This is a genomic window from Marinobacter changyiensis (genome assembly GCF_009193265.1).
Lineage (GTDB): Bacteria > Pseudomonadota > Gammaproteobacteria > Pseudomonadales > Oleiphilaceae > Marinobacter > Marinobacter changyiensis.
Genome location: NZ_VZZZ01000001.1, coordinates 907,186 through 920,637, shown reverse-complemented (window position 1 = coordinate 920,637; position 13,452 = coordinate 907,186). Strand labels below are relative to the sequence as shown.

The window sequence follows — 13,452 nt, the reverse complement described above, 5'->3', positions numbered from 1 at the left end:
CGTCGGGTCGTGAACGTCCTAGACCACATCCTCGGCGAATAACGGCATCTTGATATCGCGCAGGGCCTGCTGGATTTCAGCAACTGGTACTTCACGTACCGTGACTCCCTTTTCGATGGCAATCGCGGCAGCGATACCGGCAGCTTGGCCGGTGGCCATGCATGCAGGCATATTACGGGAGCGGGAGTGGGCGTCGTGGTCAGCCGAGATACAACGGCCGGCTACCAACAATTGCTCCACGTCCAAGGGCACCAGGCAGCGATACGGAATCTCGTAGGGAACCATACCGCGGAAATCCACGTCAGCACCCTTGGGGTCGTGGATATCCACGGCAGAAGCGTCGGCGCAGATGCTGTCTTCGAAGTGTTTACCACCGAACACATCTTCACCGGTTAGCACGTATTCACCCTTAATGTGACGAGTCTCACGCACACCTAGCATTGGGGCGATCTGCATGATCTTGGCGTTCTCGAAACCAGGCACACGTTGGCGCAGGCACTCCGTCACCGCTTCGATCTGTTGGTAGCATTCCACCACCGCCTGGGAGAACTGGAGGGGATCGAACACATTCACGCCCAAGACACGGGTTCCATTGACGTACATGATGCCCGCCGCTGTCTTGAGGGTGATATTGTCACGTTGCAGTACGATACCGGTGTCATCCTGATACTGCTTCAGGGTCTTGTTGAACCCAGTGAGCCACAGGCCGTAGTCCAAGTCTTCCTCGTTCTCGGGAATGGCGCGGGCGGGCACGTCGTCGGTCGTGCGGGCCCAGTCGGCAAGACGCTTGACGTCGACGTTGGACATGGTGAAGTACATGGACGCCGGCTGCATGGTGATGTCCTCGTCACCCGCCCCCATTACGAACGGCACGTTGGCCTGGGCGGCGATATCGCCATCGGCGGAGCAGTCGATTACGGTCTTGGCCGCGATAAATTGGCGGCCGGCCTTGCCCTCGACGATTACCCCGATAACCGCGCCGTCTTCTATGACCGGCTTGGAAACCATGGTTTCGAACAGGATCTGCACGCCCGCGTCCACGCACAGCCTGGTCAGCAGGATCTTCATAATCTCCGGGTCACAGGGCGAAGCGATGGTCACGCCACCGGTCTTGGTGGTAGCCATGTAATCCTTACCGGCGCCATCGACGGTGCGCGCCAGGTTCCAGATTTCCAGCGGCAGGCCACCCAGCAGCGCGCCGGAGGGCTTGGTATTGAGGCCCAGCGTCAGGTTGCCGCCGAGTGAGCCAAAGCGCTCGATCATTACTACTTTCTTGCCGCGCCGACCGGCAGATATAGCAGCGAACGGGCCGGTGGTACCGCCACCGACGACGACCACGTCGGCTTCCATCATGACCTGGGTTTCGCGGGCCGGTTCGGTAATCGTTTTTGGTTGGGATGTTCCCATGGGTTATTCCTCCGTAGATAGACTGTCGCTCATACCAGCAAATATTGCTTGGCACGGGCCTTTGGGTCGCCTAGATACACCCGGTCATCAGACTGGGCGTGGCGGATTAAATCGAGTAGTACGTTGCACATTTGCTACATGCCGAACAGGCGCGGAATGCCAGTCGAAATGATCGGAAACACCGTGATCAGTATCAGTGCGAACAGCGCTGCCAAATAGAACGGCACCAGCGCGCGGATAATCTGCCCAACCGGTAGCTTACTGACCGCTGCACCAACGAACAGACAGAGCCCGACCGGCGGCGTTACGTGCCCCATGGCCAGGGATACCACCGTGATAATGCCAAAATGCAGCGGGTCGATACCGATGGCCATAGCGGCCGGGTAGAGAATCGGCACGGCGATGATCAGCCCTTCGGTGGGCGCCAGGAACACGCCGAGGAACAGCAGGATTAGCACGTAAAAAAGCAGGAAGACACTGGCGCTGGGGTCGACTGCAACCAGCATTTCTGCCACCTCATAGGGCAGTCGGTCGTAAGCCATCAGCCAGGCAAACACAGCCGCGACTGCAATCAGGAAAGTGACGATGCCGGTAAGCTTGATGGTCTCCAGGAACAGGCTCGGCATGTCTGACCAATGCAGCTCCTTGTAGTAGAAGACCGATACCAGCAAGCCATAGACCACCGCAATCGCCGCCGCCTCCGTGGCAGTGAAGGCACCACTGAGAATGCCGCCGATGATCAGCACGGGCATCATCAGGCCCGGTAAGGTGTCGAGGAAGACCGCCCACTGCTCGCGCCGGGACATGCGCGGTGCCGTGGGGTATTGGTTGCGTACCGAGATGACCCAGCCCATCAAAATGAGGCACAGGCCAAGAAGTAAGCCTGGGAGATATCCGGCAGCAAAAATCTGGGAGATGGACGTCTCCGTAACCCAGCAGTAGACGATCATGACAATACTGGGGGGGATGATGGTTCCGAGGGGCGACGAGATTACCGTCACTGCCGTCGCAAAGGCGCGGGGGTAACCCTGCTTCTCCATGGCAGGAATCATGACGCTACCGATGGCCGATGTATCTGCTGTCGCCGAGCCGGAAATGCCGCCAAAGAACATGCTGGCTGTAATATTGGCCGATGACAATCCACCGCGGGTGCGGCCAACCAGAATGTTGGCCAGGTTGATCATCCGGTCGCCCATCCCCCCGTAACTGAGTATATTGCCGGCAAGAATGAACAGAGGTATGGCCACCAACGCAGAGGCGTCGAAGATCGCCGGTACCATGCGCTGGGCCAGCGCCACCATGGGCAAGTCGACGTAGAGGATACCGGCCAAGGCCGCGAGGCCGAGGGAAAAGGTCACCGGCATGCCCAGCAGCATTGTGATCAAAAAAACTGTGAAGAGAACCATCGTCATTTGTTAGGCACCTCTTCACGGATCAATGTAAAGGCCACGGGCGCTTCCTTGCCGCGCCATACCTGCACGATGTGGCGGCATTCATACCAGGTCATGAGCGCGCCGCTGACTGGCAGGGCCGCATAAACGTAACTCAGGTGCAGTCCCAGGGCCGGTGTCGACTGGCCATGGCTGATCAGCATCATTCCGTAACCGGCATACGCCAGCAGGGCACAGAAAGCCACTACCGCGATGCCAGTGAGACTGACTACCACTTTCTGGAAAGGCACCGGCGTTAAGTCCATCAGGAAGTCCACCACGATATGGCCGCGATATTTCACGCCCACGGCCGATCCCAGGAAACACAGCCAGGTAAAGGAAAACCCCACCACTTCCTGGCTCCAGGTCAGCGGGAACGCGAATACATAGCGAATGATGACCTGCACGAAGAGCGTCAGCACCAGCACGCTCAGGCAAAGTGCGCAGAGGCTCTCGACGAACAGTGCTCGGCGTTGCCAGAGCCAAGCGACACGCGAAAGCAGGCGCTCACCAGTGGCGTGATTGTCATTGGTCATCACAGGACTCCCCCAGGACGTTACCCCTCGCGCTTATTGCGCGAGGATCTTTTCCACCAGTGTGTAGACTTCGTCGCCGTACTCTTCACGGAAATCCGCATAAACCGGCTCGACGGCCTTCCGCATCGGTTCGATGGCCGGCTCGGTTACTTTGACGTTATGCTCGTCCAGGGTCTCCCGCAGAGCGTCGTCTACTTCCATCAACATCTTGCGTTCGTAATCGGCAGACGCCTGCGCAGCCTCGAGAACCCAGCCCCGCTGCTCGTCATTGAGCTTCTGCCAAGTGCTCTCTGCGATGTGCAGGGGCTGCACGGAATAGACGTAGTTGATCAGGGCAACGTTGGGGGACACCTCGTAGAACTTCTTCGAGACATAGGTATTCACTGCGCCTTCCGCGCCATCGACCATTTTGGTCTGCATGGCGGTGTAGACCTCACCGAACGGCAATGGCGTAGGCAGTGCGCCCAGCGCCTCCCAAGTCTTCACGTAATAGGGATCTGCCATGGTGCGGATCTTCATGCCGCTGAAATCACCCAGCTCATTAACCGGATCGGTACCGTAGTAACTGCGGGCACCACCGATCCAGTAGGCAATGGGCCGGATGCCCTTGCCGATCAGATCCTGGCCCAGGTCCTTGGTGATCGACTCGTCATCGAGGATGCGGAAGACGTCTTCATAGGATGCGAACAGGAACGGCAGCGAGAACATGGCATAGTCGTCGCTGAAGGTGCTAGTTAACGCCGATGTGACGGTAACTAGGTCGACGGAGCCGATCTGTAGGGATTCCAGCAAGCTGCGCTCGCCACCCATGACACCGTCTGAATAGATGCTGACAGTCATTTCGCCGCCGGAAAGGTCTTTCAGAGTCTCACTGAATTTCTCAGCACCCTTGTGAAAGACGTGGGATTGGGGCTGGACGTGCGCCAGCTTCAATTCGATTTCCTCGGCCATCAACGGGCCACTCGCGAGCAGTAACGCGACGGTAGTTGTCAATCCTAAGAGTCGATTATTAGATTTGTTTTTCATCATCTCGTCTTCTCCAAAAGCGGTCTTCCAGTATTTGCTGGGCAGTCTTAAGGTGTTGTTCCAAAAGACTGATCGCACCTTCAACATCCCCTTTCTCAAGAAAGGAGATCAGTTGATCGTGTTCCGCCACACCCTTCTCAGCCCAGCTTTCGTCCTCCAGTGAATAAAGGCGGAAGCGGGAAATGGAGTCGTGCACGGCTTCAAGGGACTGATCCAGCCGGCTGTTCTTGAGGCCGGAGGTGATCAGCTTGTGAAATTCGGCATTGATGCGTCGCAGGTGGGCGCGGTCATCCTCACGGAGGGCCTCGCGCTGGCATTCCACCGCAGCGCGCAGCTTGGGTATCAGGTCGGGATGGTGAGAGACGATGCGGCGCATGGCTTCCGCCTCGAGGATCAGGCGAACATCGTAAATTTCACGAATGTCTTCGAGCGTTGGCATCGAAACAATCACCTTGCGCCCGGGCAGAACCGAGACCAGACCCTCCTGCTCCAGCGCGCGAATGGCCTCACGCACCGGCGTGCGACTGACCGAGAACTTGGCCGCAATGGCGTTTTCGCTGAGCAGCAGTCCCGGTGCCAGAGTACCGTTGACGATGGCGGCCTTCAGGCGCTGCAACACCGCAACCCGAAGCGGGACATAGGCGGAGACATCGTTCAGCTCTGGCATATCCGGCAAAGACTCGCCGTCGGCGGATGCTTTCGGCCTCGCAGCTTGAGCTACCTTGGTGCTCGACCGCATTATGCTTTCCTTACCTTGCAAATTCTTATTCGCCATCTCTGTCGTCACCTATAAATATTCAAGAATACTTGTATACATGTACTCTTGGATTCTTAACAGGTCAACCTTTTTTTAGGGCCAGGGGTGCCGCACGATAGATCAGGATGTTGGAAGGATCGATGAGCTGGCTGTGGATCAAGCGTATTGATCCCATACCTCAAACTCATCAACAGCTACCTGATCTAAAGATTTAAAAAGACCACTCTAACGAAATCATAATCAGCCAATTGGAATTCGAAGACTTTCAAAGTTGGCGAAACTTTCTCGCCCATAATGCCTACCAGAACGAATTCCTGAACCGAACATCTGCCAGTATGTTTTCGCATTACACACTCGTTGATGGCGCATAGGTAAGTGTCCATGTTGTTAATCTGGTAGCAGATATTGGCGAGGAAATAAAAAACTGCACGGCGATTTAGTAGTCAAATAATGCAAACCGCCTTGCGAAAGAAAGTTCAGTCCACTGCGCATAATCTAATTTTTATGTTCAACAGGTTCCAGAACTTATCCGCGCGATTAGTATTTAACGTTTCGTCGTTAGTGGGGAAGAGGCAACGACAAATTGTCATCTTGGTGGTGTGCTAAAGCAGTACGGTCAGCCAGGAGCTGAGGCGTAGCAGGACGTCGCAGTGATATTGGGTGGCTCTGGGCAAATCCCTAGACGACTAACGGTGCAGCGACCTCCTTGGTGGTCAGTCCCTCCGCATCGCCATTGGCCCAGGGCCTCAACCGCTCACGGGGTAAGCCCGGAGCACCCGGGGGCTCCGCTGACGCGAACGCAACCCAACCAGAATCAGCGGTACCACGATCATGGCACTGCCCACGGCGAACCACAGGTCCGGCACTTCCGAGAACCAGATCCAGCCAATCCCAACCGCCCAGATCAGACCGGTGTATTCGGCGCTTGTGACCTGGTTGGCGTCCACCTGCTTATAGGCCAGCAATACGGTGATGTTGTAGCCCAGCAGAAACACGGCTGAGCCGACGGCGCTGATCAGTATGCTGCTGTCCCAGGCAGCGCCTTCCCAGATGGCCAGGGCACCGGCGGCGGGGATGATCAGCAGGTAGTTCAGCAGCAGTTTATGCACCGTGGTCTGTTCTTTGGGCAGCTTGCGTACCATGACGGCGTTGATGGCCAGAGTAAGGGCAGCTGCCAGAGCTGCGATGGCGGCCCAGTTGAACTCTACCGGCCGCAGGATAACGACGATGCCGGCGAAGCCGCTGAACACGGCGACGACGCTCAGTGGGGTGAGTTTTTCCCGGAATACAATGGTGGATAGCACCATGACCAGGATAGGTGCGGCGTAAAAGATGGCGTTGGCGGTGGCCAGTGGCAGGTTTGCCAGGGCGACGATCATGCAGAGGATGCCCGCCAGGTGTATATGAGCCCGCACGGCGTGCACCTTTAAGCCGGAGAACAGGTGCTTGCGGTTGAGCTGTCCGGCCAGGGGCAGCAACAGCAGCAGGGTGATGACGCAGCGCAGGAAGGCAAATTGGAAGATCGGGGCGCCGGGTTCCAACAATTTGATGAAGACGTCCGAGATGATGGCCATGGCGTTGCCAATCACCAGCAATAGAATGGCGCTGTTGACGGTTTTTCCTGACATGGTGCCTCCCTGGGAGTTTCAGCGTCGAAGGGTCAAGCCGTATCGCGCTTGGGTGAATGTAATTTAGTACTGTCACTGTCAGAAAAATCCGGCTCACAACGGAAGACTGACCAAAGCTAAAACGGGATAAAAACAGGCGGAATCTCACGATAAAATTGTGAGGGGCTTATTCTGATTCAACAAAAATAGCCGCCCAAGCCTTGGTGGCTCTGGCCTGGAGCAATACCACGTTTCATGAGATCGAATCTCAATCTCTAATTGGACTGACACTTGTGGTGGTGAGTCTACGGATGTATTACTATCCGATAAAATGATCTTTAAACACTTGGCATTAGAAAATTAGATAATGAAACTTCCACCCCTGAAATCCCTGCCCGTCTTCGAGGCTGTTGCCCGCCTGAACAGTTTTTCGCGGGCAGCGGAAGAACTGGCTGTGAGTCAGAGTGCGGTCAGTCATCAGATCAAGCAGTTGGAAACCTACCTGGGCGAGAAGCTGTTCTGGCGCAGTGGCCGGACGCTGGCGTTGACCGATGAGGGGCGACAATACCTGGATGGGGTGGGGTCGGCGTTGTTGCAGATTGAACGGGTGAGCGAGCAGTTACTGGGGCATGAAGAGTCGCGGTTGCGGCTGTCGGTGTTCAGTTCGTTTGCGGTGCGCTGGCTGGTGCCCCGGCTGCCAGATTTGCAGCGGGAGTACCCGCAACTGGAGCTGTCGCTGGAGATGAGCAGTGAGAACCCGGTGTTGTCGGACCGGGTGGCGGACTGTTTTATCACCATCAAGCCTGTATCGGCGGCCTTCAGTTATGAGTTGTTGTACACCGAGCGACTGTTTCCGGTATGTAGTCAGGATTACTGGCAGCGTATCCGTCGGGAACTGGGGCGGGATTCCGAGGTTGAAGGGCGGGATGTGCCGGAGCTGTCGCCAGAAGAGGTGGCCCGGTTTCCCTTGTTGTCCACTCACAACATGTTCGATAAAGCGGCCGGTGACTGGGAAGCCTGGTATCGCGGAGTGGATCAGAATATTCCCGGTGCGGCCCGGATCCAGCATTTCAGTCACATGCTGCTGGCGCTGGAGGCGGCACGTTACCACCAGGGTATTGCCCTGACCAACGATTACATGCTCAGTACACGGAAGGATTCAGGGGATTTTGTGCGGTTGCCCTGTCACTCGGTGATGACCGGTGACAAGTTCTACTTCGCCTGGAAAACCAGCCGCCGACGCGAGCGGGGTATTCAGATTCTGCGCCGGTGGCTGGTTGATGAGGCGATTCGGGGTGGCCTCAGGGCTGAGTGACAGTCAGAGGTACTGGTAACGCAGCAACCGGTGTTTGATGCGCTCCAGGATAACCTGGTCAATAACCGCGGCCAGAATCGCAATCACCAGGATATTGGTCATCACCCCGGTCATGTCTGCAATCTCGCCGGAATAAGCCAGAGATTTGCCGAGACCGGCGCTGAAGCCAACGATCATCTCAGCCGAGATAAGGGCGCGCCAGGCGTTGCCGAAGGCGAGCTGGGCACCGGTAATCAGTTCCGGGGTAACGGCAGGGAAGTAGACGCGCTTGAGCATCTGCATCTTGGAGGCACCCATCACCCTGGCAGCGGAGATATGCACTTTTTCGACGCTCTCCGTGGCGTTCATCACGCTCAGGGCGGTCGGGAAAAACGCACCGATGGCTACTACGACAATGATTGGCAAGTTGCCAAAGCCCATCAGGATCAGGAACAGCGGTACCCACGCAATGGACGGTATCGATTGCAGGATGATGATAGCCGCTTTCAGGGTGCTTCGAACCAGATCCAGGGTGCCACCCACCAGGCCCAGAATAATGCCAAAGAACAGGGCAGCACCGTACCCAATGCCAAGGCGGCTCATGCTGTTCCCCAACCCCTCGTAGAAGTCGCCGCTGTTAAGCTCTTCCCACAGCCGTTGCAAGGCCACCGGTACATCCGGCATCAGAAAGTCCGGCAGGAACCAGGCCGCCACCTGCCAGAAAAACAGGATAATGGCGATAGCGGCCACATAGGCCCGTTTGCTGGCAACGCCGGTTGACTGAGTATTGCTCATGCTTACAGCTCGCGCGCCTGCTGCCAGGATAGATCCAGCAAGGCATCGACATCAAACTCGCCTTCCACCTGAAGAATATCCTGTTCCTGCATGATGGCCGCCAGCTCCTTCATGCGGTTGATATCGTCTTCGGTCAGTTTGGCACTGAAGTCGTTGGTCTTGATGGCCTCGGTAATCACCTGCTCACTGGGTACGTCGCCCTGGTTACGGGATTTAACGACGGGCTCCCGGATAAAGTACCCAGTGATTAAAGGCGCAGCCTTTTCGGGTTCGCTCTCAAGCATTTCGATGGCCTCGCGCTGGGCATCCAGTGCCGCCCAGAGTACATCCTTGCGGTTTTTCAGGGTTTCACCGGAGGTGATCACTACCATGCAGGGAAAGGGCCAGACTTCACCAATCTCGTAGATCTGCTTGACCGGAGCCACCAGCTGCGCAATGCGGTCATAAGGCTCGAACAGGAAGGCGGCATCCACGCGGCCACCAACCAGCGACTGTACGGCCACCGAAGGAGCAACACCCATGATATTCAGGTCTGAAGGAGCAAGGCCGGCACTAGCAAGCATCACGCCCTTGAGTACGATATCGGCTGTGCTGCCCTGTTTCTGGGAAGCCAGGCTTTTGCCCCGGAGGTCTTCTACCGATTCAATGCCGGAGTCGTCGCGCACCAGCAGTGAGTGATAGCCCCGCTGTGCGCCGCCCACAATCTTCAGGTCTGCACCCTTGGAAGCCCAGGTAAAGGCGTTTGAGAAACCCAGAACGCCGATATCCAGCTGGCCACCAACGATGCCCTTGATCAGGTCGGTGCCCGAGGTGAATTCGATCAGTTCTGCGTCCAGACCATACTTCTCATAGAGCCCCGCTTCATAGGCCAGCATGGCCTGGGCATCGTCCATAACACGGACATAGCCGACACGGAATTCCTCCGCTGCTGTTGCCGGGCTGATGACAGCCAGGCCCAGCAGGAAGGCAAACAGGGGAGCCATTAAAGAGCGGTTCATGCCATTTCTCCTTGGGAATCTTTAGGTTCGTGTTCATCAGTATCAATGCCCAACAGGTTCAGAACTTCCCGGCGGACATCGGCAAAAACAGTCAGGTCGTGGGTCTTGGGAATGTGTCCCAGTTCGACTTCCTTCAGTACGGTTGCCGGGCGTTGGCTGAACACCATCACCCGGTCCGCCAGGTAGAGGGCTTCGTCCACATCGTGGGTAACCAGAACGACGGTAGGCCGCTCTTCCTCAATCAGGTCTTTCAGGACACTTTGCAGAGTCATCCGGGTCAGCGCATCCAGGGCGCCGAAAGGTTCATCCAGCAACAACACCTTGGGGCGGGCGATAAAAGCCCGGGCCAAAGCGCAACGCTGACGCATGCCCCCGGACACTTGATGGGGGTAATAGTCTTCAAAACCCGCCAGTTGAACTCGCGCCAGCCATTTACCGGCGTCTGCCAGGGATGTCTTGCGGGGCTTGTCCTGGAATTCCAGTGCCAGGGCTACGTTGTCCAGCAGGGTCATCCACGGATACAGGGCATGCTCCTGGAATACCAGAGTGCGTTCCGGGGACGGTTTGGCCACCGAATCACCATCCGCTGTCAGGATGCCGGTTGTGGGCTGTTGAAGCCCGGCAAGCATGTGTAACAACGTCGATTTTCCGCAACCTGACGGACCCACCAGGGCAACGATTTCACCGTCCCCGATGGTGGTGTCAAATTGCTTGATCACATTCAGGTCACCAAACGATTTGGTGACCTGATTGAACTGAAGTTTCATATAGCCTGCCGGAATATCTATATATTCTAAAATGAAATATCTATCATGCATTTTATAACTAAAAGGTTATAAGAAAAAGCGCTTTCTGAAGCTGATTTCATAGAATGTGCTAATCACAGTGAAAGGCTGAGACGATAAGGTAGGAAGATTGGAGGACGGCAGGCATTCGGCCGCACCCGATCAACGGGTGCAGCCGAGGTAAATCGAATCACTCTTCTTCTTTCGGTGCGCATTCTACCACTTTGCGCTTGCCCTTGGCGCAGTGGGCCAGGGCTTTCAGGCCGTCGGCTTCAAAAGCATCGACGCGGATAACATCGTAGAGGGCTTCCAGTGCCTCCAGCAGCTTGTCGCACTCTTCACCTTTCACGACGCCCTGCTCACAGGCCCAGTCCACCAGTTCCTTGCGCTGGTGGCCCATCAGCAGGTCGATGCCACCCAATTTGTCGTCATCACGATTGCGCAGGGCTTCATACAGGCGCTCCCGCAATTCACGGGTTTCATTGGCCAACCGGTAGGCATTCAGCACGCGGCCCAGCGGGTCGGCCGAATCAGTGTTGACGTAACTGCCGCGGCTGATGCGCTTACGCAGGGGAGTGTCCTTGACGATGCTGGCTGCAACCTCCGCACCCAGTATGTCGTCCGGTCCGTTAAGGCCGGTAGCGCCCAGCGGGAACACCAGTATCCGCAACGGCCAACGCAGCAGCGGCAGCGGGAAGTTGATGATCACTTCACGCATTGAGGTTTTGAGGTCCCTCAGGCAGGTTTGCAGGCACCACTCCACCAGGGGGCGCTGGTCATCCGGGTAACCTTCCTCGTGCCATTGTTTGATGACTGCGGTGGCGTAATACAGATGCACCAGGCAGTCCGCCATGCGGCCGGACAGGCGCTGACGGGCTTTAAGGCCACCGCCGACCGTAAGCAGGGTGACGTCGGTCATCAGCGAGAATGCTGCCGAGAACCGCGCAAGCTGACGATAGCTGGACTGGATATTACCCTGACGCGGCACCGGTTCCAGGAAACCCCCAGTCAGTGCGAGCACGAAGGACCGCATTGCATTGCGGGTGGTATGGGCAATATGGCGGTAGAAAATACTGTCGAACTTCTGCACCGCTGCTTTTTCGTCCTCCATGCCTGCCGCTTCAATTTCCTCAACAATAAACGGATGACAGCGAATAGCACCCTGGCCGAAGATCATCAGGCTGCGGGTAAGAATATTGGCGCCCTCAACGGTGATGCCAATGGGCACCGCCTGATAGGCCCGGGCCAGGAAGTTGCGGGGGCCGGTAATCACACCACGGCCGGCCACCACGTCCATAGCATGGTTGATCACAATACGCATCAGGTCGGTATTGCGGTATTTCAGTACCGCCGAGGGCACGGACGGGCGTACGCCCCGGTCAAGCATGCCGGCGGTGAACAGCCTTGCGGCATCCATCATGTAGGTGTAACCGGCGATGGGTTCCAGGGCTTCCTGCACCCCTTCAAACTGACTTATGGAACGGCCGAACTGTTCTCTGGTCAGAGCATAGGAGCCGGTTGCCAGACTGGCGACTTTGCCAGCACCTGTGCCAAGCGCGGGTAGTGAGATAGACCGGCCAATGGACAGGCATTCGAGCAGCATCTTCCAACCCTTGCCGAGACATTCCTGGCCGCCAATAACCTGTTCCATGGGGATAAACACCTCCTCACCCGAGGTCGGTCCGTTCATGAACACTGTGTTCATCGGAAGGTGGCGGGCGCCGACATTAACACCTTCAAGATCCCGAGGGATCATCACGCAGGTCACGCCGATTTCATAAGATTCTCCCAGCAACTTGTCCGGGTCATACACCTTGATGGCAAGGCCAATCAGCGTAGCGACCGGCGCCAGGGTAATGTAGCGCTTGTTCCAGGTGACTTTCAGGCCCAGCACTTCCTTACCGTTCCATTCGCCCTTACAGACAATGCCTTTATCGGGAATTGCGCCAGCGTCGGAGCCGGCTACCGGGGAGGTCAGGGCAAAGCAGGGGATTTCTTCGCCTCTGCTCAGGCGTGGCAAGTAATAGTCTTTTTGAGCATTGGTACCGTAAAGCATCAGTAATTCGCCCGGGCCGAGCGAATTGGGCACCATAACAGTTACTGCTGAAGAAACACTGCGGGTTGAAATCTTCATCACAATTTCAGAGTGTGCGGTCGCAGAAAACCCTTTGCCCCCGTTTGCCTTTGGAATAACAAGGCCAAAGAAGCCTTGCTCGCGGATAAAGGTCCAAACGTCCGAGGGCAAATCAAATAACTCGTGGGTAATATGCCAATCGTCCAGCATGCCACACAGGGTTTCCACCGGACCATCGATGAATGCCTGTTCTTCCATGGTCAGATGCCCGTGCCTTGCATCCAGCAAGCGATCCCAGTTGGGTGTTCCTGAGAACAGTTCGCCGTCCCAGTCGACACTGCCGGATTGCAGCGCTTCGGACTCGGTATCAGACAATTTGGGTAACTTGCCCCGCACCCAGCCCAACAGTGGTCGACTCAACAGCTTCTGCCGCAACGGGTTCGGAATGACCAGCAGTAAGGTGGCAATCAGGGCAAGGCCACCGAACAGAATGCCCGCAATGTGCCAGCCGTCGATAAATGCACCAATCAGGGTGGCAAGGGTAAGAACGGCTGCGGCAATCAGGCCGCCTACGCCCAAATAGAGAAGAACCAGAGCGCTGACCAGCAGGAACAGAACACTCATTGAATGACCTCCTTTTCCGTTGAGCCCGAAATTACGATCGAGCAAACCAGAAACAGATGCAAGTTCGATGAACCCAATACAAAAAAAGGGCCGGAAGATTCCGACCCCTTTTTTTACTC

General features: G+C 56.5%; 11 protein-coding genes. 1 reads left to right on the top strand and 10 read right to left on the bottom strand.

Annotated elements, in window-relative coordinates:
* Positions 1–18 precede the first annotated feature (18 nt).
* The 6 genes from F6Y09_RS04415 to F6Y09_RS04390 form a co-directional block, all read right to left on the bottom strand.
* Positions 19–1,407: an FAD-dependent oxidoreductase gene (locus F6Y09_RS04415; protein ID WP_152205678.1), complete on the bottom strand. Its 1,389-nt coding sequence runs from the start codon at positions 1,405–1,407 to the stop codon at positions 19–21.
* 134 nt (positions 1,408–1,541) lie between these two features.
* A complete protein-coding gene (locus tag F6Y09_RS04410; protein ID WP_152205677.1) occupies positions 1,542–2,819 on the bottom strand; it encodes a TRAP transporter large permease in 1,278 nt (425 codons plus the stop codon).
* A complete protein-coding gene (locus tag F6Y09_RS04405) occupies positions 2,816–3,373 on the bottom strand; it encodes a TRAP transporter small permease (RefSeq protein WP_152205676.1) in 558 nt (185 codons plus the stop codon). Before F6Y09_RS04405 ends, F6Y09_RS04410 begins: the two co-directional genes overlap by 4 nt.
* A 33-nt stretch (positions 3,374–3,406) precedes the next feature.
* Positions 3,407–4,366: a TRAP transporter substrate-binding protein gene (locus F6Y09_RS04400; protein WP_179959331.1), complete on the bottom strand. Its 960-nt coding sequence runs from the start codon at positions 4,364–4,366 to the stop codon at positions 3,407–3,409.
* A 16-nt stretch (positions 4,367–4,382) separates the two neighbouring features.
* Positions 4,383–5,138, bottom strand: coding sequence for a GntR family transcriptional regulator (locus tag F6Y09_RS04395; RefSeq protein WP_179959330.1), 756 nt, complete (start codon positions 5,136–5,138; stop codon positions 4,383–4,385).
* Positions 5,139–5,902: 764 nt separating this feature from the next.
* Positions 5,903–6,784, bottom strand: coding sequence for a DMT family transporter (locus F6Y09_RS04390; protein WP_152205673.1), 882 nt, complete (start codon positions 6,782–6,784; stop codon positions 5,903–5,905).
* A gap of 346 nt (positions 6,785–7,130) precedes the next feature.
* Between F6Y09_RS04390 and F6Y09_RS04385 the strand changes: the two genes are divergently transcribed.
* Positions 7,131–8,078, top strand: coding sequence for a LysR family transcriptional regulator (locus F6Y09_RS04385; RefSeq protein WP_152205672.1), 948 nt, complete (start codon positions 7,131–7,133; stop codon positions 8,076–8,078).
* A gap of 3 nt (positions 8,079–8,081) precedes the next feature.
* On the opposite strand, the gene F6Y09_RS04380 is transcribed toward F6Y09_RS04385, so the two are convergent.
* The 4 genes from F6Y09_RS04380 to F6Y09_RS04365 all read right to left on the bottom strand — a co-directional run bounded on the left by F6Y09_RS04380 (position 8,082) and on the right by F6Y09_RS04365 (position 13,333).
* Complete coding sequence (locus F6Y09_RS04380; protein ID WP_152205671.1) at positions 8,082–8,852, bottom strand: ABC transporter permease; 771 nt, start codon at positions 8,850–8,852, stop codon at positions 8,082–8,084.
* A gap of 2 nt (positions 8,853–8,854) precedes the next feature.
* Positions 8,855–9,850: an ABC transporter substrate-binding protein gene (locus tag F6Y09_RS04375; protein ID WP_218944089.1), complete on the bottom strand. Its 996-nt coding sequence runs from the start codon at positions 9,848–9,850 to the stop codon at positions 8,855–8,857.
* Complete coding sequence (locus F6Y09_RS04370; RefSeq protein WP_152205670.1) at positions 9,847–10,617, bottom strand: ABC transporter ATP-binding protein; 771 nt, start codon at positions 10,615–10,617, stop codon at positions 9,847–9,849. The genes F6Y09_RS04375 and F6Y09_RS04370 overlap by 4 nt, the downstream gene beginning before the upstream one ends.
* Before the next feature lie 208 nt (positions 10,618–10,825).
* A complete protein-coding gene (locus tag F6Y09_RS04365; protein ID WP_152205669.1) occupies positions 10,826–13,333 on the bottom strand; it encodes an acyl-CoA dehydrogenase in 2,508 nt (835 codons plus the stop codon).
* Between the last annotated feature and the right edge of the window lie 119 nt (positions 13,334–13,452).

Coding starts and splice junctions, on each gene's coding strand:
- F6Y09_RS04415 (WP_152205678.1), bottom strand. CDS start 1,407: ATGGGAACATCCCAACCAAAAACGATTACCGAACCGGCCCGCGAAACC.
- F6Y09_RS04410 (WP_152205677.1), bottom strand. CDS start 2,819: ATGACGATGGTTCTCTTCACAGTTTTTTTGATCACAATGCTGCTGGGC.
- F6Y09_RS04405 (WP_152205676.1), bottom strand. CDS start 3,373: ATGACCAATGACAATCACGCCACTGGTGAGCGCCTGCTTTCGCGTGTC.
- F6Y09_RS04395 (WP_179959330.1), bottom strand. CDS start 5,138: ATGCGGTCGAGCACCAAGGTAGCTCAAGCTGCGAGGCCGAAAGCATCC.
- F6Y09_RS04390 (WP_152205673.1), bottom strand. CDS start 6,784: ATGTCAGGAAAAACCGTCAACAGCGCCATTCTATTGCTGGTGATTGGC.
- F6Y09_RS04385 (WP_152205672.1), top strand. CDS start 7,131: ATGAAACTTCCACCCCTGAAATCCCTGCCCGTCTTCGAGGCTGTTGCC.
- F6Y09_RS04380 (WP_152205671.1), bottom strand. CDS start 8,852: ATGAGCAATACTCAGTCAACCGGCGTTGCCAGCAAACGGGCCTATGTG.
- F6Y09_RS04375 (WP_218944089.1), bottom strand. CDS start 9,850: ATGAACCGCTCTTTAATGGCTCCCCTGTTTGCCTTCCTGCTGGGCCTG.
- F6Y09_RS04370 (WP_152205670.1), bottom strand. CDS start 10,617: ATGAAACTTCAGTTCAATCAGGTCACCAAATCGTTTGGTGACCTGAAT.
- F6Y09_RS04365 (WP_152205669.1), bottom strand. CDS start 13,333: ATGAGTGTTCTGTTCCTGCTGGTCAGCGCTCTGGTTCTTCTCTATTTG.